The organism is Bradyrhizobium cajani, from assembly GCF_009759665.1.
In the GTDB taxonomy this organism is placed as follows: domain Bacteria; phylum Pseudomonadota; class Alphaproteobacteria; order Rhizobiales; family Xanthobacteraceae; genus Bradyrhizobium; species Bradyrhizobium cajani.
Genome location: NZ_WQNE01000060.1, coordinates 1 through 20,438, shown reverse-complemented (window position 1 = coordinate 20,438; position 20,438 = coordinate 1). Strand labels below are relative to the sequence as shown.

At 65.6% G+C, this 20,438-nt stretch carries 19 protein-coding genes; 17 read left to right on the top strand and 2 right to left on the bottom strand.

Annotated features, from left to right (window positions below):
* Window positions 1–10: 10 nt before the first annotated feature.
* Genes GPL20_RS37230 through GPL20_RS37210 form a run of 5 tightly spaced genes read left to right on the top strand, consistent with a single transcriptional unit; the run spans window position 11 to window position 5,347 of the window.
* The gene (locus GPL20_RS37230; RefSeq protein ID WP_157337498.1) at window positions 11–826 is read left to right on the top strand and encodes an ABC transporter substrate-binding protein; all 816 of its coding nucleotides are present in this window, start codon (window positions 11–13) and stop codon (window positions 824–826) included.
* The gene (locus GPL20_RS37225; protein WP_157337496.1) at window positions 813–1,697 is read left to right on the top strand and encodes a polysaccharide deacetylase family protein; all 885 of its coding nucleotides are present in this window, start codon (window positions 813–815) and stop codon (window positions 1,695–1,697) included. The genes GPL20_RS37230 and GPL20_RS37225 overlap by 14 nt, the downstream gene beginning before the upstream one ends.
* Before the next feature lie 8 nt (window positions 1,698–1,705).
* Window positions 1,706–2,362 (top strand): aspartate/glutamate racemase family protein, encoded by a 657-nt coding sequence (locus GPL20_RS37220; RefSeq protein ID WP_157337494.1) that lies wholly within the window; start codon window positions 1,706–1,708, stop codon window positions 2,360–2,362.
* A 31-nt stretch (window positions 2,363–2,393) separates the two neighbouring features.
* A complete protein-coding gene (locus GPL20_RS37215) occupies window positions 2,394–3,977 on the top strand; it encodes an ABC transporter substrate-binding protein (protein ID WP_157337492.1) in 1,584 nt (527 codons plus the stop codon).
* Complete coding sequence (locus GPL20_RS37210) at window positions 3,974–5,347, top strand: amidohydrolase family protein (protein WP_157337490.1); 1,374 nt, start codon at window positions 3,974–3,976, stop codon at window positions 5,345–5,347. The genes GPL20_RS37215 and GPL20_RS37210 overlap by 4 nt, the downstream gene beginning before the upstream one ends.
* Here the strand turns inward: GPL20_RS37210 and GPL20_RS37205 are convergent.
* Window positions 5,337–6,254, bottom strand: a complete 918-nt coding sequence (locus GPL20_RS37205) for a LysR substrate-binding domain-containing protein (protein ID WP_157337488.1) — start codon at window positions 6,252–6,254, stop codon at window positions 5,337–5,339. The genes GPL20_RS37210 and GPL20_RS37205 overlap by 11 nt on opposite strands.
* A 272-nt stretch (window positions 6,255–6,526) precedes the next feature.
* Between GPL20_RS37205 and GPL20_RS37200 the strand changes: the two genes are divergently transcribed.
* The 10 genes from GPL20_RS37200 to GPL20_RS37155 all read left to right on the top strand — a co-directional run bounded on the left by GPL20_RS37200 (window position 6,527) and on the right by GPL20_RS37155 (window position 16,474).
* A complete protein-coding gene (locus tag GPL20_RS37200) occupies window positions 6,527–7,561 on the top strand; it encodes an ABC transporter substrate-binding protein (RefSeq protein WP_157337486.1) in 1,035 nt (344 codons plus the stop codon).
* Window positions 7,562–7,584: 23 nt separating this feature from the next.
* The gene (locus GPL20_RS37195; protein WP_157337483.1) at window positions 7,585–8,625 is read left to right on the top strand and encodes an ABC transporter ATP-binding protein; all 1,041 of its coding nucleotides are present in this window, start codon (window positions 7,585–7,587) and stop codon (window positions 8,623–8,625) included.
* On the top strand, window positions 8,622–9,497 hold the full coding sequence (locus GPL20_RS37190) for an ABC transporter permease (RefSeq protein ID WP_157337481.1): 876 nt from the start codon (window positions 8,622–8,624) through the stop codon (window positions 9,495–9,497). The genes GPL20_RS37195 and GPL20_RS37190 overlap by 4 nt, the downstream gene beginning before the upstream one ends.
* Window positions 9,494–10,300 carry an ABC transporter permease gene (locus tag GPL20_RS37185; protein WP_157337479.1) on the top strand — a complete coding sequence of 269 codons (807 nt, stop codon included), beginning with the start codon at window positions 9,494–9,496 and terminating at the stop codon, window positions 10,298–10,300. Before GPL20_RS37190 ends, GPL20_RS37185 begins: the two co-directional genes overlap by 4 nt.
* 8 nt (window positions 10,301–10,308) lie before the next feature.
* Entirely contained in the window at window positions 10,309–11,445 is a 1,137-nt protein-coding gene (locus GPL20_RS37180) for an NAD(P)/FAD-dependent oxidoreductase (protein WP_157337477.1), read from the top strand.
* Between the two features lie 18 nt (window positions 11,446–11,463).
* Entirely contained in the window at window positions 11,464–11,760 is a 297-nt protein-coding gene (locus tag GPL20_RS37175; RefSeq protein WP_157337475.1) for a (2Fe-2S)-binding protein, read from the top strand.
* Window positions 11,757–13,175 (top strand): FAD/NAD(P)-dependent oxidoreductase, encoded by a 1,419-nt coding sequence (locus tag GPL20_RS37170; protein WP_157337473.1) that lies wholly within the window; start codon window positions 11,757–11,759, stop codon window positions 13,173–13,175. Before GPL20_RS37175 ends, GPL20_RS37170 begins: the two co-directional genes overlap by 4 nt.
* Entirely contained in the window at window positions 13,172–14,293 is a 1,122-nt protein-coding gene (locus tag GPL20_RS37165) for an NAD(P)/FAD-dependent oxidoreductase (RefSeq protein WP_157337471.1), read from the top strand. The genes GPL20_RS37170 and GPL20_RS37165 overlap by 4 nt, the downstream gene beginning before the upstream one ends.
* 15 nt (window positions 14,294–14,308) lie before the next feature.
* Entirely contained in the window at window positions 14,309–14,656 is a 348-nt protein-coding gene (locus GPL20_RS37160) for a RidA family protein (RefSeq protein ID WP_157337469.1), read from the top strand.
* A 180-nt stretch (window positions 14,657–14,836) separates the two neighbouring features.
* The gene (locus GPL20_RS37155) at window positions 14,837–16,474 is read left to right on the top strand and encodes an ABC-F family ATP-binding cassette domain-containing protein (RefSeq protein WP_157337467.1); all 1,638 of its coding nucleotides are present in this window, start codon (window positions 14,837–14,839) and stop codon (window positions 16,472–16,474) included.
* A 164-nt stretch (window positions 16,475–16,638) separates the two neighbouring features.
* Here GPL20_RS37155 and GPL20_RS37150 read toward each other — a convergent pair whose 3' ends face one another.
* Window positions 16,639–17,967, bottom strand: coding sequence for a dicarboxylate/amino acid:cation symporter (locus tag GPL20_RS37150; protein ID WP_157337465.1), 1,329 nt, complete (start codon window positions 17,965–17,967; stop codon window positions 16,639–16,641).
* Between the two features lie 188 nt (window positions 17,968–18,155).
* On the opposite strand from GPL20_RS37150, the gene GPL20_RS37145 reads away from it, so the two are divergent.
* Window positions 18,156–19,475 (top strand): solute carrier family 23 protein, encoded by a 1,320-nt coding sequence (locus tag GPL20_RS37145; RefSeq protein WP_157337462.1) that lies wholly within the window; start codon window positions 18,156–18,158, stop codon window positions 19,473–19,475.
* A 78-nt stretch (window positions 19,476–19,553) separates the two neighbouring features.
* The gene (locus GPL20_RS37140) at window positions 19,554–20,390 is read left to right on the top strand and encodes an SDR family oxidoreductase (protein WP_157337460.1); all 837 of its coding nucleotides are present in this window, start codon (window positions 19,554–19,556) and stop codon (window positions 20,388–20,390) included.
* Window positions 20,391–20,438 lie beyond the last annotated feature (48 nt).

Here is a 20,438-nt window from a genome sequence, read left to right as displayed (position 1 = left end):
GGGCGTGTTGATGAAGAGACTCTTGTTTGCGGCGGCGCTGTTCGGTGCCGTGACCGTTTCGGCCTTGGCTATCGAGCTTCCGGCGGACATCGCCAAGCGGGGCAGCCTCAAGGTGGCGCTGGTGCCGAACTACCCGCCGATGGAGTTCCGCGATCCCGCCACCAACGCGCTCACGGGCTTCGACGTCGAGCTCGGCGAGGCGATCGGTCGCAAGCTCGGCGTCAAGATCGAATGGCAGGAGACCAGTTTTGCCGAGTTCATGCCGTCGATCTCGACCGGGCGGGTGGACGCTATCCTGTCCGGCTTCACGGACTATGCGAGCCGGCACGAGATCGCGTCCTTTGTCGATTACCTGCGCAGCGGTCCGCAGTTCTTCGTGCAGCAATCGCGCAAGGCGGAGTTCAAGGACGCGACGGCGTTGTGCGGCAAGAAGGTCGGCGCCAGCCGCCGCACCATGTTCCCGGCGCAGATCGCGGCGTGGAGCGAGAAGAACTGCGGCAGCAATCCGATCCAGTTCGTCGGCACTGACGGTTCGGCTGACGCCCGCACCCAGCTCAGGCAGGGCCGCATCGACGCCGCCGCCCAGGGCAACGAGACGCTGCCCTATATCATGGACCTCGAGCCCGGGACCTATGTGCCAGTGGGCGAGCCGATCGCGCAGCAATTCACCGGCATTGCCCTGCCGGTCAAGGAAAAGGCGCTGCAGCAGGCGATGCTGGAGGCGGTCGACGCGCTGATCGCCGACGGCACCTACAAGACCCTGCTTGCCAAGTGGAAACTGACTGACAACGGATTAGAGAAGGCGACCATCAATGCTGGACAGTAAGGCACTCAAGAGCATCCCGCTCGTTCCGGCCAACACCGCAGATCCCGCGCCCGAATATCCCTGGCCGAAGCCCTACACTTCGGCGATGTTCCTGTCCTTCGACGTCGACGCGGAAAGCGCATGGACCAGCAAGGACGCGGTGCACGCCCAGCGGCTCATCACCATGAGCTACGGCGGCTATGAGGCCCGCGTCGGCACGCCGAAGCTGCTGGAGCTGCTGGATCAGCTCGATCTCAAGGCAACCTTCTTTGTCACGGGATGGTCGGTCGATGCGCATCCGGCGATGGCGGAATCCATCCTCAAGGCCGGCCACGAAATCGGCCATCACGGCTATCACCATCTCTTGCCAGATCCCGGCGATCCCTGGATCGAGGAGGAGCTGGAACGCGGTTTCGAGGCGCTCAAGCGCCGGCTGGGCGTCAAGCCGACCGGCTATCGCGCGCCCTATGGCGAGTTCACCGAGGAGCTGCGTGTGGCGCTGGTGCGCCATGGCATCGTCTACACCTCCTCGTTCCGCGACGACGTGCGGCCCTATCGGCATCGTCTCGCCGACGGCAAGCCCGGCACGATCGAGCTGCCGGTGACGGCAAGCTACGACGACTGGATGCACGGCCTCTCCGCCCGCTTCAGTCCGCGTTCGATCTTTCCCAAGGAGCATGTGCTCTCGATCTGGAAGGACGAGCTGGATGAGGTCCGCGACTGGGGCGCGATGGTCACGACCGTGCTGCATCCGCAATGCAGCGGCCGCCCGATGCGGCTGCGTCTGCTGCGCGAGTTCCTGACCTACGTGAAGTCGTGCCCGGATGTCTGGATCACGACCGGCGAGAAGATCGCGGAAAACTTCCTGCGCCACGAGGCCGCCAACCGCTGAGCCCTGCCATGACCCGTCGCCGCATCCTCGTCATCAACCCCAACTCCTCCGCGTCGGTGACGGCGGCGATCGACGATGCGGTCGCACCGCTCAGGATCGCCGGCGGCCCTGAGATCGAGGTGGTCGGCCTTGCCGAAGGACCGCCCGGCATCAGCTCGCAGCGCGATGCCGACAGCGTCGTGATGCCGCTGGTGGGGCGCGTGTCGCGCGACGATGCGGATGCCTTCGTGCTCGCCTGCTTCAGCGATCCGGGCTTGCATGCGGCACGCGAGGCGGCCGGTAGGCGCCCGGTGCTGGGCATTGCCGAATGCGGCATCTTTCGCGCGCTGATGCTCGGCGAACGTTTTGGCGTCATCGCACTGTCGCCGTCGAGCATCCGCCGCCAGCAGCGCATGGTGCGGGTGATGGGCGTCGACAGCCGCTACGCCGGAAGCTGGTCGGTCGGCGCGAGCGCGGCCGAGACGGCAGGTGCGGACATCCGCGGGCGGCTGATCGAAGCCGGCCGCGCGCTGGTCACGCAATGCCGCGCCGATGTCGTGGTGATGGGCTGCGCCGGCATGGCTTCGCACCGCGCAGCGATTGCGGAAGCGATCGGCGTGCCCGTGATCGAGCCGGCACAGCAGGCTGTCGCGGCCGCGATCGGCGCGGTCCTGCTCAACACGTGAAACAGTTCGATCTCCTCAGGAGCCTCTCGTAATGCCCATCTCCCGCCGCTCGCTCCTCAAGGTGGCCGCAGCCATGCCGGCGCTTTCGCTGCCGGGCATCGTCCGCGCCGAATCGCAGAGCACGCTGCGCTTTATCCCGGTCATCGACCTCGCCTTCGTCGATCCCATCTATTCGACCGCGCAGGTGTCGCGAAACCACGGCTTCATGGTCTACGACACGCTCTATGGCATGAGCTCGTCGCTCCAGGTCTCGCCGCAGATGCTGTCGGGCCATGTCATCTCCGGTGACGGGCTGCAATGGGACCTCACGTTGCGTGACGGCCTGTTCTGGCACGACGGCGAGCGGGTGCTGGCGCGCGACTGCGTCGCGAGCATCCGACGCTGGGCCGCGCGCGACGGCTTTGGCGGCGAGCTGATGGAGGCGACCGACGAATTGTCGGCCACTGATGACCGCACCATCCGCTTCCGCCTCAAGCGTCCGTTCCCGCTGCTGCCGCAGGCGCTCGGCAAAGCCGCGATCCATGCCTGCTTCATGATGCCGGAGCGACTGGCGAGCCAGGATCCGTTGAAGCCGCTGACCGAAGTCATCGGCAGCGGCCCGTTCCGCTATCTTGCCGACGAACGCGTGCAGGGCGCCCGCAATGCCTACGCCAAGTTCGAGCGCTACCAGCCGCGCACCGACGGCAAGCCGGATTGGACCGCGGGTCCGAAGATCGTGCATTACGACCGCGTGGTCTGGACCACGACGCCCGATGCCGGCACCGGCGTCGCTGCGCTCCAGACCGGCGAGCAGGACTGGCAGGAGACCACGCCGCATGACCTCTTGCCGGTGATCAAGGCTGCCGGCGACATCGAGACGCGCATCCTCGATCCCCGCGGCTACGCCTGCATGCTGCGCCTCAATCACCTCCAGCCGCCGTTCGACAATCCCGCCATTCGCCGCGCGCTCTTGGGCGCGATCGACCAGTCCGCGTTCATGACGGCGGTGGCCGGCACCGATCCGGCGTTCCAGGTCTCGCCGATCGGCTACTTCGCGCCGGGCACGCCAATGGCGAGCGAGGTCGGCCTCGATGTGTTCCGCGGCCCGCGTGACTACGCCAAGGTCAAGGCCGACCTGAAGGCCGCCGGCTATAATGGCGAGAAGATCGTGGTGCTCGTGCCCACCAACTCGCTGGCGCAGAAGCCGCTCGGCGAGATCGCGGTCGACAGCCTGCGCAAGGCCGGCATGAACGTCGAATATGCCGGGCTCGATTTCGCCGTCGTGTTGCAGCGCCAGCTCAAGAAGGAGCCGCTTCCGCAAGGAGGCTGGAGCGCGGCGGTCGGCAACTGGCAGGGCATCGACTGGCTCAACCCGGCCGGCAACACCAACATCCGCGGCGAGGGCAAGGTCGCCGGCTGGTATGCGAGCGAGAAGATGGGGCCCTTGCGCAGCCGGTGGCTGGCGGCTTCCGAGCTCGCCGAGCAGCAGCGCATCTGCCGCGAGATCCAGGCGGTGGCGTTCGAGGAAATCCCCTATATTCCGATCGGCCTGTACAAGCAGCCGACCGCCTATCGCAAAGCCATCACCGGCATTCTCGATGGCACCGCCGTCTTCTGGAACGTACGCCCCGCATGAACACCATCGCAATCTTCGGCAGCTACGTGCTGTCACGGAAGGACGGCGCGCAGGATGTGCTGCGCGACCATTGGGTTCTGGTCGAAGGCAGGAAGATCGCTGCGGTCACGCGTGACAAGCCACGCGCGGATCAGGTTTATGACCGTCCCGGCCGCTTCGTGCTGCCGGGCCTGTTGAACCTGCACAATCACTGCTTCTCCGAGGCGGTGGCACGCAGTCACACCGAGGACGGCAACGGCCGCCGCAACAACCAGAGCATCGTCTATACGGTGCTGCTGCCGCTGACCAAGCGTGGCGCCGATCTGCTGTCGGCGGAGGAGCGTCTCGCCGTCGCGCGGCTCGGCATCCTCCAGCTCCTCAAGGGCGGCGCCACCACGGTGATGGAGCCGTTCCGCAATTCAATTCCCGAGATGTTCGACGCGGCGGAAGAGATGGGCATCCGCTTCTACGGCGCGCCCTATCTGTTCTCGACCTCCGACGCCAAGGCGGGACCGGACGGCGTGGTGCAGTATTCCGGCGACGACGGTGCTGCCGACATGGCGACCTGGGATGCGCTCTACCAGCGCTGGAATAATCGTGGTGACGGCCGCATCAGCCTCGCGATGAGCCCGCATGCCACCGACACCTGCGGCCCGGATCTGCTGAAGGCCTGCGCCGCGCGGGCGCGCGAGCTCGGCGTGCCCATCACGACGCACATGGCGCAGAGCCGCGCCGAGGTCGAGACCATCGGCAAGCGCTATGGCGGCCGCACGCCGGCGCAATATCTGGACTGGCTCGGCCTGCTGGCGCCCGATCTGATGGCGGCGCACTGCATGTTCAGCAGCGACGACGACCTGAAGCTGATGGCCGCGCGCGGCATGACCGTTCTCAATTGCCCGCGCGTGTTTGCGCGCGCCGGCGTTACCGCAGCGTTCAGCCGCTTCGCGGAGCATGGCGTGCGCACGGTGGTTGGCACCGACGGCTACAACATGGACCTGCTCGGCGAGCTCAACGCCGCCTCGCTCATTTCCAAGACCACGTCGCAGCGCGCCGACGTCGCCAACTCGCCGGAGCTGATCGAGGCGAACACGGCGGTTGCCGCCGATGTCATCAGGCGGCCGGATCTCGGCCGGATCGAGCCGGGCGCGACTGCCGATCTCACCGTCGTCGATCTCACCCATCCGCATCTCCAGCCACTGTTCGATCCGCGCCGCGCGCTGATCGCGCTCGCCAACCGCGCCAATATCGATCAGGTCATGGTTGACGGCCGCATGCTGGTCGATGCCGGCCGCTATCTCGGCGCCGATGAAGCGGCGATCACGGCAGCAGGCAGCGCCGCGATCGGCAAGATCTGGGACCTGCCGGAAGCGCAGGCTGCGTTCAACGGCTGAGAGGCGTTTCGTCGTCGAATTCAATCAGCGCCTTGCGCATGGTTTCCACCAGATCCAGCGCGACCGGCGAGGGGCTGCGCTGCGCGGGGAAGACGGCCGAGAATTCAAAGTCGATGCGCGGCAGGAAGCGGCGTACGACGACGCCGCGCGTCGCAAATTCCCGCGCGGTGAAGGGATCACAGATCGCAACACCGAGACCCGACGACACCATGCCACACATGATCTCCGACAGCGTGGTCTCGACCCGTAATACGCGGCGCACGTCGCTGCGGTGGAAGACCTGGTCGACGAGGTGCCGGCTCGACGATCCCGCCGACAGCGAGATGAATGTTTCGCCCTCGAAATCGCGCGGCTCCAGGACCTCCTTCTTTGCAAGATGATGCCCGGTCGGCAGCACCGCGACGCGCGCCAGCGCCGGCAACCGCAGGCTCGGCAGGCCGGAATGCGCGATCGGCACCTCGGCGAAGCCGATGTCGCACTGGTTGTTCAGCACCCAGTCGACCACGATCGGCGAGATCACGCCGAAGAAGGCGAGGTTGAGGTTGGGCCGCTCCATCAGGAAATGTCCGGCGAGCCGCGGCAAGTAGCCGTTCGCCAGGGCCGGCAACGCGGCGATGCGCAGCGAGCCGGTACGGCGGCCGCGAATCTCTTCGGCTGCCGCGGTGATGCGTTCGAGCCCGACAAAGGAACGCTCGACCTCGGTATAGAGTGCCATGGCCGCTGCGGTCGGCACGAGGCCGGTGCCGCGCCGTTCGAACAACTCCATCTTCAAGAGCGCCTGGAAGTCGCGCAGCAGCCGGCTGACCGCCGGCTGCGTCACCACCATCAGCTTCGCCGCCTCGGTGACGCTGCCGGTCAACATCGTCGCGCGGAAGGCCTCGACCTGCCGCGAATTGATCCGCGCCATCCGGAATCCATTCATAACATTTCGACATGCAGAGGGTGCCATTATTCATTGGACGATGGAAGTATAGGTTGCGATCTTTTTCATCAGAGCTGGAGACAGCCCGCTTTTTCGGCAGATTGGAGGGGTTCAAACCTTCAAATCGCGCCAAATCCGCCGAGCAGGGGCCGGAGCCTTGGTCGGGGTTGAGGATTTGCGCGGAAGGAAATGCGGAAGGCGCTTCAGCCGGAGACTCGTCGGCACGTCACCTCATCCCGGTATGGAGATCGGACCACATGAAGACTCTTCGCCTTCTGACAGCGGTCAGCATCGCAGCGCTCATTGCCGCTCCGTCGGCCGCCTCGGCCCAGCAGAAAACGCTCTATGTCGCCGGCTATGGCGGCTCGTTCGAGAAGACCATCCGCGACGAGGTGATCCCGGCCTTCGAGAAGGAGAACGGCGTCAAGGTCGAATACGTCGCCGGCAACTCCACCGACACGCTGGCCAAGCTCCAGGCGCAGAAGGGCAATCAGCAGATCGATGTCGCCATCGTCGATGACGGCCCCATGTACCAGGCGATCCAGCTTGGCTTCTGCGGCAAGCTCGATGGCCTGCCGGCCGATCTCTACGACACCGCCCGCTTCAAGGACGATCGCGCGGTCGCGATCGGCATCGTCGCGACCGGCCTGATGTACAACACCAAGGTGTTCAAGGAGAAAGGCTGGGCGCCGCCGACCTCCTGGAATGACCTGAAGGACACGAAATACGCCAAGCAGCTCGTCATCCCGCCGATCAACAACACCTACGGCTTAGAGGCGCTGGTGATGCTGTCGAAGATGAATGGCGGCGGCGAGACCAACGTCGATTCCGGCTTCAAGATCTTCAAGGAGCAGATCAATCCGAACGTGCTCGCCTATGAGCCGTCGCCGGGCAAGATGACCGAGCTGTTCCAGTCCGGTCAGGCCGTGATCGCGGTGTGGGGCACGGGCCGCGTGCAGAGCTTCGCCAATACGGGCTTCCCCGTCGACTTCGTCTATCCGAAGGAAGGCGCCGCGACTCTGCTGACGACCGCGTGTCCGATCGCCAAGCCCAACGCTTCGCCGCTCGCCGCGAGCTTCGTCAAGATGCTGCTCGACCCGAAGGTCCAGCTCGTGATGCTGAAGGATTATGGCTACGGCCCGGTGCTGAAATCGCTGGTGATCCCGCCGGAGCTCGGCAAGATGGCGCCGATCGGCGAGCGCGCGGCCAAGCTCTATAATCCGGACTGGACCGTCATCAACGAGAAGCGCGAGGAGTGGACCAAGCGCTGGAACCGCGAGGTCGAGCGCTGATCGTCCGCGGCGGAGACAGCGTCATGGCCTATCTCGAGCTCGATCGGGTCGCAAAACAGTTCGGCGCGCAGACTGTCGTCGACGACTTCAGTCTATCGGTGGGGAAGGGGGAACTCATCTCCTTCCTCGGCCCGTCCGGTTGCGGCAAGACCACGACCCTGCAGATGATCGCGGGCTTCCTCGATCCCACCCGCGGCATAATCCGTCTGGAGGGCAAGGACCTCACCGCGATCCATCCGGCCAAACGTGGGCTCGGCATCGTGTTCCAGAGCTACGCGCTGTTTCCGCACATGACGGCGGCCGAGAACGTCGCGTTCGGTTTGGAGATGCGCAACGTGCCGCGCGCCGAAAGAGCCGAGCGCGTTCGCGCCGCGCTGACGATGGTCGGCCTCGCCGGTTACGAGGATCGGCATCCCCGTCGCATGTCCGGCGGCCAGCAGCAGCGCGTGGCGCTGGCGCGGGCGCTGGTGATCAAGCCGAGTGTGCTCCTGCTCGACGAGCCGCTGTCGAATCTGGATGCCAAGCTGCGCGAGGAGATGCAGATCGAGCTGCGCCAGATCCAGCGCACCATCGGCACCACCACGATTCTGGTCACGCACGACCAGAACGAGGCGATGTCGCTGTCCGACCGCATCGTGGTGATGAGCCAGGGCCGCATCGAGCAGATCGGCACGCCGCAGGAGACGTATGAGAAGCCGGCCTCGGCCTTCGTCTCGCAGTTCCTCGGCAAGACCAATGATTTTGCTGCCACGATCGATCGGACCGTTACACCGGCGAGACTCGTGGCCGGCTCTTGGAACGCGCCGGCCCCGGCGGGGCTCAATGGTGCTCTCACCGTCAGCATTCGCCCTGAGCGGATCGGCTTCGGCGATTCCGGCATCAGCGCAAAGATCGTCACCCGTATCTTCCAGGGCAATCACTGGCTGTTCCAGTGCGACAGCGAATGCGGCCCGGCGATCGTGATCCGCCAGAACGACGGCAAGGCGCAGCCGGCGGAGGGCGAGGCGGTTCGCCTCGCCTGGCGGCCCGAGGACATGAGCGTGCGTGCGAGGGCTGGCGCATGAGCGCGGCCGCCGAGGAACGCAGCGCGCGTGCGCCATGGGCGCTGACGGCGCCTGCCCTGATGCTGTTCGTCGGCGTGCTGCTGATCCCGCTGGCGATGACCGTGATGCTCTCGTTCCACGATTGGGGCCAGTACAAGGGCATCGAGCCCGTCTTCATCCTCAAGAACTGGCACGAGATTGCGACCGATCCCTATTACGCCGAGATGTTCTGGCGGACCTTCCGCATCGCGATCCTGACCACGCTGCTCACCGCTCTGCTTGGCGCACCAGAGGCCTACATCCTCAACCGCATGAGCGGCCGCTGGAAGAGCTTTTTCCTGCTTGTCATCCTCGGGCCGCTGCTGATCTCCGTGGTGGCGCGCACACTCGGCTGGGCGCTGCTGTTCGGCGGCAACAACGGCCTCGTCAACAAGCTCTTGATGTCGCTCGGCGCGATCCGCTCCCCCATTCCCTTCATGTTCACCGAAACAGGCATGGTGGTTGCGCTCGCGCATGTAATGATGCCGTTCATGGTGCTGTCGGTGTGGGCCGCACTGCAGCGGCTCGATCCGCAGATCGAGAATGCCGCGATGTCGCTCGGTGCCGGCCCCGTCACCATCATCCGCCGCATCATCATGCCGCAGATCATGCCGGGTGTGCTGTCGGGCGCGATCATCGTGTTCTCGCTCTCGGCCAGTGCCTTCGCGACGCCCGCGATCATCGGCGGCCGCCGGCTCAAGGTCGCGGCAACGCTCGCCTATGACGAATTCCTCAACACGCTGAACTGGCCGCTCGGTGCCGCCGTCGCTACGCTCCTTCTCGTGGCGCTGGTGCTGATCGTGGTCGGCAGCAACGCGCTGATCGAACGCCGCTATGCGGAGGTGTTCCGATGAGACGGAATGGCCCACTCGCGCTGATCTTCCACGCCATCTTCGTCATCATCATGGTGGCGCCGATCCTGGTGGTCTGCCTCGTTGCCTTCACGCCAGAGGGCTTCCTGTCGCTGCCGACCAATGGTTTCTCGCTGCGCTGGTTCAGGACCATCGCGAACTATCCCGAGTTCATCCACGCGTTCTGGGTCAGCCTCGGGCTCGGCGCGCTGTCGTCCCTGGTGGCGCTGCTGTTCGCGGTGCCGGCGGCACTGGCGATCGCGCGCTACCGTTTCCGCGGCCGCGACGCGCTGGCGGCGCTGTTCCTGTCGCCGCTGATGATCCCGCACGTCGTGCTCGGCATCGCCTTCCTGCGCTTCTTCACCTCGGCTGGGCTCGGCGGCAGTTTTGCGGCGCTGATCATCGCGCATGTCATCATCGTGTTTCCGTTCGCGCTGCGGCTGACGCTGGCGGCCGCAACGGGCATGGACCTCTCGGTCGAGATGGCCGCAATCTCGCTCGGCGCCGGCGGCTGGACGCTGTTCCGCCGCGTCACCCTGCCGCTGATCCTGCCCGGCGTCATCAGCGGCTGGGCGCTTGCCTTCATCCAGTCCTTCGACGATCTCACCATGACCGTCTTCCTAGCGGCCCCCGGCACCGAGACGTTGCCGGTGCGCATGTTCCTTTATATCCAGGACAACATCGATCCGCTGGTGACGTCGGTCTCGGCCTGCGTGATCGCAATCACCATGACCGCCCTCATTCTGCTCGACCGCTTCTACGGGCTCGACCGCGTGCTCGCCGGCAAGGGCGACCCGGGACGATAGGAGAACCTATGTCAGGAGATTACGACGTCGCCGTTGTCGGCGGCGGACTGCTCGGCTCCGCCATTGCCTGGGGCCTCGGCCGGCTCGGCAAGCGCGTCGCCGTGCTCGACGAAGGCGACATCACCAAGCGCGCCTCGCGCGCGAACTTTGCGCTGGTCTGGGTCCAGAGCAAGGGGCTCGGCATGCCCGCCTATACGGTCTGGACCGTGCAGGCCTCGCAGGCGTGGGGCCGGCTTGCTTCCGAACTGAAGCAACAGACCGGCCTCGACGTCAGCCTCCAGCAGAACGGCGGCTTCCACCTCACGCTCGGCGAGGACGAATTCGGCCAGCGCACCGATCTCGTCAAGCGCATGCACAACCAGGTCGGTGCCGCCGACTACAAGATGGAGATGCTCTCTGCATCCGAGGTGAAGAAGTCGCTGCCGCTGATCGGGCCCGACGTTTCAGGCGGCAGCTATTGTCCGCTCGACGGCCACGTCAATTCGCTGCGCACGTTCCGCGCCTTCCACACCGGCTTCAAGGCGTTCGGCATCGACTATTTTCCGGAGCGGCCGGTCTCGGCGATCAGCAAGAGCGGTGGCGAATTCCGCCTGACCACGCCGCAGGGTGAGCTGCGCGCCGCCAAGATCGTGCTTGCCGCCGGCAATGCCAACCAGACGCTTGCGCCGATGGTCGGCCTCTACGCGCCGATGGGCCCGACCCGCGGCCAGATCGTGGTGACCGAGCGCACCATGCCGTTCCTGCCGCATCCCTTGACCACGATCCGCCAGACCGACGAGGGCACGGTGATGATCGGCGACAGCAAGGAAGACGAGCTCGACGACCGTGCGCTGAAGCATTCCATCAGCGGCGTGATGGCCGATCGCGCGCAACGCATGTTTCCGCATCTGTCGCGGCTCAACGTGGTCCGGAGCTGGGCCGGCATCCGCGTCATGCCGCAGGACGGCTTTCCGATCTACGACCAGTCGGAGACGCATCCCGGCGCCTTCGTCGCCTGCTGCCATTCCGGCGTGACGCTCGCCTCCAACCATGCCTTCGATATCGCGCGCATGGTGGCGCAGGGCGCGCTCGAGCCCGAGCTGGTCGGCGCGTTCTCGGCCAGCCGGTTTGGCGGCGCGGGCGCGGCAAACAACAGCGGTTATTAAGGAGCCAAGAGGCATCCCATGTTTAGACGATCCGAACAGGATAAGCGGCCGCAAGTGCAGATTTTTGTCGACGGCGTCGCCGTAGCGGCGCGGCAGGGCGACACCGTCTCGGCTGCGCTGCTGGCGTCGGGCCGCGATGCACGACGCTCCACCGCGGTGAGCGGCGCGCCGCGTCTGCCCTATTGCATGATGGGCGTGTGCTTCGACTGCCTCGTCACCATCGACGGCGTCGGCAATCGCCAGGGCTGCCTCGTGCCCGTCGCCGACGGCATGCAGATCGAGATCCAGAAGGGCAAGCGGGAGATCGGACGATGACCATGGCTCCCAAGCGCGAAGCCTATGACGTCGTGGTGATCGGTGCCGGGCCGGCGGGCCTCGCCGCGGCTGCGACCTCTGCCGAAGCCGGCCTGTCGACGCTGCTGCTCGACGAGAACATCGGTCCCGGCGGCCAGGTATTTCGGGCCATCGCATCGACGCCGGTGACCGAGCGCGATCAGCTCGGCGCCGACTATTGGGTCGGTGCCGATCTCGTGCAGGCGCTGCGCGCGAGCAGCGCCGAGGTCATCCACCGCGCCACGGTCTGGAGTCTCGACCGCAACCTCGAGATCGCCGTCTCGATCGGCGGCGCGTCCGCCTTCGTCAAGGCGCGGCGCGTGATCCTCGCGACCGGCGCGCTGGAGCGGCCGTTCCCGATTCCCGGCTGGACGCTGCCGGGCGTGATGACCGCCGGTGCCGCACAGACAATGTTGAAATCGTCGGCCCTGGTGCCGGATGGACGTACGGTGATCGCGGGGCAGGGGCCGCTGCTCTGGCTGCTCGCCGCGCAGATCCTGCGCCTCGGCGGCCGCATCGATCGCATCCTCGACACCACCGAACGCGGCAATTATTTCGCCGCGTTGCCGCATGCCTTTGCGTTCCTGACCTCGCCCTATTTCACCAAGGGCCTGTCGATGATGCGCGAGGTGAAGGCCAAGGTGCAGGTCGTCTCCGGCGTTACCGAGCTTGCTGCGGCCGGCGATGGCCAGCTCGCGAGCGTGAGCTATGTCGCGGGCGGCAAGCGCGAGACCATTGCTGCGGATCTGCTGCTGCTGCATCAGGGCGTCGTGCCCAACGTCAATCTGGCGATGTCGGCCGGGATCGAGCACCGTTGGGACGATCTGCAATTGTGCTGGTCGCCGGTGCTCGATGCCAGCGGCAATTCGTCCGTTCCCGGCATCGCGATCGCCGGCGATGGCGCCGGCATCGGCGGAGCGAATGCCGCCGTGGTGCGCGGCCGCATCGCGGCACGCGCGGCGGTGGAGGCACTGGCGCCAGCGACTGCCGCAAAGCTCGCGCCGATGGCGACGCTCCGCGCCGATCTCGCCAAGGCCGAGCGCGGCCGCATCTTCCTCGATACGCTGTTTCGCCCATCGCCGCAGTTCCGCATTCCCTCGGGCGACACGATCGTCTGCCGCTGCGAGGAGGTCACCGCAAAGGACGTTCTCGACTCCGTCGCGATCGGCGCGACCGGGCCGAACCAGCTCAAGGCCTATCGCCGCACCGGCATGGGCCCGTGCCAGGGCCGGCTCTGCGGCCTCACCGTCACCGAGCTGATGGCGCAGGCGCGCGGGAAGACTCCGCAGGAGATCGGATATTACCGGCTGCGCGCGCCCGTGAAGCCGATCACGCTCGCCGAGCTCGCCGCCGTTCCCAAGAGTGAGGCCGACGTCAAGGCGGTGGTGCGCGGATGACCAGAAACGTGGATGCGATCGTCGTTGGCGGCGGCATCCACGGATGCTCGACCGCGTTGCATCTGTGCCTCGCCGGCCTGAAGCCGGTGCTGATCGAGAAGGACTATGCCGGCCGTCACGCGTCGGGCGTCAACGCCGGCGGCGTGCGCCAGCTCGCGCGGCACGTTCCCGAGATTCCGCTCTCGATCCGCTCGATGGGGATCTGGGAGAAGATTTCAGATCTCCTCGACGACGATTGCAGCTTCGAGAGTTACGGCCAGGTGCTCGTCGCCGAAAATGACGAGGAGCTCGCGGTCTGCCGCGCACGTGTGGCCGAGCTCAACGCGCTTGGTTTTACCCATGAGGAGTTGATCGACGCGACTGAATTGCGGCACCTGGTGCCTGCCGTCGCCGAAACCTGTCCCGGCGGCGTCGTCTCGCGCCGTGACGGCGCGGCCAATCCGGCGCAGACGACGACGGCGTTCCGGCGCAAGGCCGAGCAGTTAGGGGCGACCGTGCGCGAGGGCGTCGCGGCCAGCAACATCCGGCAGAGCGACGGCCTGTGGCACGTCGACGTCGGCACGGAAACCTTTGCCGCACCGGTGCTCGTCAACGCCGCCGGCGCCTGGGCCGGCAAGATTGCCGCCGCGCTGGGCGAGCCCGTGCCGGTCGAAACCGTGGCGCCGATGTTGATGATCACCTCGCGCGTGCCGCACTTCATCGATCCCGTCGTGATCCTGCGCGGGCGAAAGCTCTCCTTCAAACAATTCAAGAACGGCACCGTGCTGATCGGCGGCGGCCATCTGGCAACGCCCGATCAGGACCGCAACGAGACGGTGCTGGACTGGAAGAGCCTCGCGATCAGCGCGCGCACCGTGTTCGAGCTGTTCCCGGTGATGCGCAGCGCCACCATCGTCCGCGCCTGGGCCGGTATCGAGGCGAAGATGAAGGACGATATCCCCGTGTTCGGGCCGAGCAGCCGGCACAAGGGCCTCTACCACCAGTTTGGCTTCTCGCTGCACGGCTTCCAGCTCGGCCCCGGTGCCGGCGCCGTCATGGCGGAGCTGATCGTGAACGGCGGCACCCAGACCCGCGTCAGCGATCTCGGCATCGACCGCTTCCATCCTTCCACGCTCTAGCAACGAGAGGACATCATGAGCATCACCCGCAGCATCCGCACGCCCATCATGCACCGCGCCGTCGAGGCCAACGGCTTCGTCTTCGTCGGCGGCACCATCGCCGACGACACCTCGGTCTCGATGGGCGATCAGACCCGCAACATCCTCGGCAAGATCGCCGGCTATCTGAAGGACGCGGGGACCGACAAGAGCCGCGTCGTCAGCGCCTCGATCTTCGTCACCGATCTCTCCAAGAAGAAGGAGATGGACGCGGCCTGGACCGAGTTCTTCGGCGACAATCTGCCGACCCGCGCCACTGTCGGCGTCGCCGATCTCGGCGGCGGCGCGCTGATCGAGGTGGTGGTCACCGCGCTGAAGGGCTGATCGCAGGCCGAGGAGGACGTCAGCGCGTCGCGCGCTGTCGTCCCTTCGCGCCAAGACTTGATCTCGCCCTTGATCTTGCCCTTCGATGGGACTAGTTAGAGCGCTCCTCAACCAGGATACTCGCAGCCATGGATTTTACCCCGACCGCAAAGCCGACCTGCCTTGCTCACGGGGAATTCCATGCCAGCTTCAATCATCCTGTCGGACCTGTCGCTTTCCACGCCTGACGGCCGTTCTCTTCTTTCCAACATCGATCTGACATTCGCGGCCGAGCGAACCGGTCTCGTCGGCCGCAACGGCGTCGGGAAGACGACACTGCTTGCGTCGATCTCGGGGGAACATGGTCCCCGGTCCGGGCGTATTCTGATCAATGCGAGCATCGGCGTGCTGCGCCAGGATGTGCAACACCCTGCTGGTGCGACGGTCGCCGACCTGTTCGGTGCGCGGCAGGCACTGGAGCTGCTGCGCCGTGCGGAGCGGGGCGACGCCTCGGCCGACGACATTGCCGCGATCGACTGGACGCTCGAAGCGCGGCTGGAGGCCGCACTGGCGCGACTCGGGTTCGATCCTGCTCCCGACACGGAGCTGTCCCGCCTGTCCGGCGGCCAGATCACGCGGGTTCGTCTCGCCTCACTGGTGTTTGCCGAGCCGGACTTCCTGCTGCTCGACGAGCCGACCAACAATCTCGACCAGGACGGCCGCAGGGCGGTGACCGATCTCCTCGCCGCCTGGCGTGGCGGCGCGATCGTCGTCAGCCACGACCGGAACTTGCTCGAAACGATGGATGCGATCGTCGAGCTGACATCCCTCGGGGCTGCGCGATATGGCGGCAATTGGAGCAGTTTTCGCGCGCAGAAGGCCATCGAGCTCGCGGCCGTCAGGCACGACCTCGCGCAGGCCGAGAGGCACCTGTCCGAGATCGATGGCAAGGCGCAGGAGGCAGCTGAACGGAAGGCGCGCAAGGACAGCGGCGGCAGGAAGAAGCGCGCCAAGGGCGACATGCCGCGCATCCTGGCCGGCGCACGCAAGGACCGCAGCGAAGACAGCGGCGGCAAGAACGCGCAGATCGCCGAGCGGCGGCGCGCGGAAGCGCGCGACGCCGTCGACACGGCGCGCCGGCGCATCGAGGTTCTTCAGCCGTTGTCGGTGAAACTGCCCGCGACCAATCTGCCGGCGGGGCGGGAGGTGGTCTGGCTTGACGGCGTCAGCGCCGGCTATCAGCCGGACCGACCGGTCTTGCGCGATGTCTCACTCGGCGTCGTCGGGCCGGAGCGTGTGGCGATTGTCGGGCCCAACGGTTCCGGCAAGACGACGATACTGAAACTCATCGCCGGGGAGCTGCACCCTGTCGCGGGTTCCGTCCGGGTCAGGCCCGACTTCGCGCTGTTCGACCAGAAGGTCAGCTTGCTCGATCCGGCACTCTCCATCCTGGACAACTTTGGCCGTCTCAATCCAAAGGCGCGCGCGAACGAGTGCCATGCAGCGCTGGCGCGCTTCATGTTTCGCGCCGATGCCGCCTTGCAGATCGTGGGGAGCCTGAGCGGCGGGCAGATGTTTCGCGCCGGCCTTGCCTGCGTGCTGGGCGGGTCGAAGCCGCCGTCGCTGTTGATCCTGGATGAGCCGACCAATCATCTGGACATCGACTCCATCGAAGCCGTCGAAGCGGGGTTGAGGGCCTATGACGGTGCGCTGCTCGTCGTGAGTCACGATGAGGCCTTCCTGCAGGCGATCGGGATCACGCGCCGGCTCAGCCTGGCTGCTCCGGATCGATCTTGCGCGCCGAGCGCGGGATCATCTGATCCCGGCTCGCGGTCTTGACGTGATGGAGATTGTCAAAAATGGAGATTGTCAAACGCCCGACGCCCTGCCCCCAGCGCGTCGGGCGGAAAGATTGATTATCAATCGGTGATCCCAACGCCGTTGTTGTGACGCGTCTCTCACCGTTTTTCCACTCCGGGAAACTACCGCATCGGAACGTGGTCCTACGCGCCGCCGCCCGGTTCCAGCGCTTCGCCGATCTCCAGCGGATGGGCCATGGTCTCGTGCAGCGCCTCGCGGTCGAGCTCGCCTTCGGAGATGCTGATGACCACGCAGGCGACGCCGTTGCCGATCAGATTGGTCAGTGCGCGGCATTCGCTCATGAACTTGTCGATGCCGACCAGGATCGCGATCGACTGGATCGGGATGTCGGGCACGATCGAAAGCGTCGCAGCGAGCGTGATGAAGCCGGCGCCGGTGACGCCCGAGGCGCCCTTCGAGGTGATCATGGCGATGCCGAGAATACCGAGCTCCTGCCAGATCGTCAGATGAGTGTTGGTCGCCTGCGCCAGAAACAGCGTCGCCAGCGTCATGTAGATATTGGTGCCGTCGAGGTTGAAGCTGTAGCCGGTCGGAATCACGAGGCCGACTACCGAGCGCGAGGCGCCGAGATGTTCCATCTTCTGGATCATCTGCGGCAGCACCGTTTCCGAGGATGAGGTGCCGAGCACGATCAGAAGCTCGTCCTTGATGTAGGCGATGAAGCGCAGGATCGAGAAGCCGGCGAGCCGCGCGATCGCGCCGAGCACGATCAGCACGAACAGGATGCTGGTGAGATAGAACGTGCCGATCAGGGCGACGAGGTTGAGCAGCGAGCCGAGGCCATAGGCCCCGACGGTGAACGCCATTGCGCCGAACGCGCCGATCGGGGCGACCCGCACGATGATGCGGATGATGCCGAAGAACATCTTTGCGGCCTTGTCGATCGCGTCCGCAATGGGCTCGCCGGCCTTGCCGAGGAAAGCGATGGCGAAGCCCGACAGGATCGAGATCAACAGCACCTGGAGCAGGTCGCCCCGGGCGATCGCGCCCACATAGCTATCGGGGATGATCGCCATCAGGTGAGCGACGATGCCCTCTTCCTTGGCCTTGGTGACGTAGGTCGCCACCGACTTCGGATCGATCGTGCTGGGATCGATGTTGAAGCCGTGCCCGGGCTGGAGTATCTCGCCGACCAGGAGGCCGACCGCGAGCGCCACGGTCGAGACCGTCTCGAAGTAGATCAGCGATTTCAGCCCGACCCGGCCGACGCGCTTGAGATCGCCCATCGAGGAGATGCCGTGCACCACGGTGCAGAAGATCACCGGCGCGATCATCATCTTGATCAGCGCGATGAATCCGTCGCCGAGCGGTTTCAGGGCCTTGCCGAGATCGGGATAGAAATAGCCGATGAGCACGCCGAGCACGATCGCGATCAGCACCTGGACGTAGAGGATCTTGTACCAGGGCTGATGCCGGCGATGGACGGCTGGCTGGATCGCGACTTCTGTCATATTGTGGCCCCGGAACGTATCGATTTTGCAAGATTTGGATATTGCAGGATTTGAATCTTGCAAGATTTGAATCTTGTATGTCTTGCATCATGTGATGGCCGCCGTAGAAGCGACAATCACATTTTTGTCGGATCGCACGAAGATCGACCGCTGCACCGCACGTGGCGAGGAAGCACTTGGGGAGGAACATGTCGGCTGCAAAGAGCTCCGAAGAGCAAGCGCAAGGCTATTTCCCCGATTGGAAGCTGAAGACTTCCGGCGTGATCATGCCCGAGGAGCGGTTGCCATGGGGCCAGACGATCGTCGCGGGGCTTCAGCACGGCGTCGCGATGTCGGGCGGCACGATCATCGCGCCGCTGCTGATGGGATTCGATCCCAATGTTGCGCTGCTGTTTTCGGGGATCGGCACGCTGATCTTCTTCGCGGTCGTGGCGGGGCGCGTGCCGAGCTATCTCGGTTCGAGTTTCGCCTTCATCGCCGTCGTCATCGCGGCCACCGGCTACACCGGGTACGGGCCGAACCCCAATCTGTCCGTCGCGCTCGGCGGCATCATCGGCGCCGGCGTGCTCTACGGCGCCATCGCGCTGATCGTGATGTGGTCGGGTGTCGGCTGGGTCGAACGCCTGATGCCGCCGGTCGTCACCGGTGCCGTGGTGGCGGCAATCGGCCTCAACCTCGCGCCGGTCGCGGTCAAATCGGTGAGCGCGAGCTCGTTCGACACCTGGATTGGGCTGTTGACCGTCCTCATCATCGGCGTGATCGCCGTCGCGGCGCCGGGGATGTGGCGGCGCTTGCCGATCATCCTCGGCGCGATTGCCGGATATCTGCTGTACTGGCTGCTGGCGAACGGCCTTGGCCTGGGCAAGCCGATCGATTTCACCCAGCTCTCGGCCGCGCCGTTGATCGGCCTGCCGAACTTCACCACGCCGAGCTTCCGGGTCGATGCGATCGTCCTGATCGCGCCGGTCGCGATCATCCTCGTCGCCGAGAACCTCGGTCACATCAAGGCGATCGGCGCGATGACGGGGCGGAGCCTCGATGGCTATCTCGGCCGCGCCTTCCTTGGTGACAGTCTTGCGACGATTGCCTCCGCCTGCGGCGGCGGTACCGGCGTCACCACCTATGCCGAGAATATCGGCGTCATGGCGGCGACCAAGGTCTATTCCACGTTGTTGTTCGCGGTGGCCGCGCTGGTCTCGATCCTGCTCGGCTTCTCGCCCAAATTCGGCGCGCTCATCCTGTCGATCCCGGGTCCCGTGATCGGCGGGCTCTCGATCGTGCTGTTCGGGTTGATTGCGGCGATGGCGGGCCGTATCTGGGTCGAGAACAAGGTCGACTTCGCCAATCCTGCCAATCTGATCACCGTCGCCGTTGCGCTGACCGCGGGCGCGGGCGATCTCACGCTCAAATTCGGCGCGTTCACGATTGGCGGGATCGGCACCGCGACTTTTGGCGCCATCATCCTCTACCAGATCCTGACCTCGTCGCTCGCGCACCGCGCGGAATGAATCCCAGCGATGCGCTGGGAGGATGGAACAAAATCCGCGTTCCGCCGATGATGTCGCATTCCAGAGAGAGAGAACCGCATGCCGCACACCGATCGCTCGACCTCGTTTCCCTCGCGCCTTGTCGGCCGATACGCGCTGGTGACCGGCGCCTCACAAGGCATCGGCCGTGCCGTCGCCATCCGGCTCGCCCAGGAAGGCGCGACCGTCGCCATCAACTATTTCGACCATCCTGAAAAGGCCGAGGAGACACTTGCACTGGCACGGACGGCATCGGGCGACCGCGGCCATGGCAGGCTCGATCACGTCACGGTCAAGGCCGATGTCGGCAGCGAGCAGGACATCGCCGCGATGTTCGAGACGATCCTTTCGCGCTGGAAGCGCCTCGACTGTCTCGTCAACAATGCAGGCTTCCAGCGGGAATCGCCAAGCGAGGCGCTCGACGTCGAAACCTATCGCCGCATCATCGACGTCAATCTCAACGGCGCGGTGATCTGCGCGCAGAAGGCGCTCGCCCATTTCGTCGCGCGCGGCGGAGGCGGCAGCATCATCAACTGCTCGAGCGTGCACCAGATCATCCCCAAGCCCGGCTATCTCGCTTATTCGATCAGCAAGGGCGGCATGGCCAATCTGACGCGCACGCTGGCGCTCGAATTTGCCGGGCGAGGCATTCGTGTCAACGCGGTCGGTCCCGGCGCAATCGACACGCCGATCAATGCGGCCTGGACCGGCGACCCGGAAAAGCGCGGCGTCGTCACCAGCCACATTCCCATGGGCCGTGTCGGCACGCCGGAAGAGATCGCCGCCGTGTTCGCCTTCCTCGCCTCGGACGATGCGAGTTACATCACCGGGCAGACCATTTATGCCTGCGGAGGCCTGACGCTGTTTCCCGAATTCCGGGAAAATTGGGCGAGTTGAACCTAAGCTTCGACCCGGGCATGCCCCGCACGGGGATGGGGTCAGGGG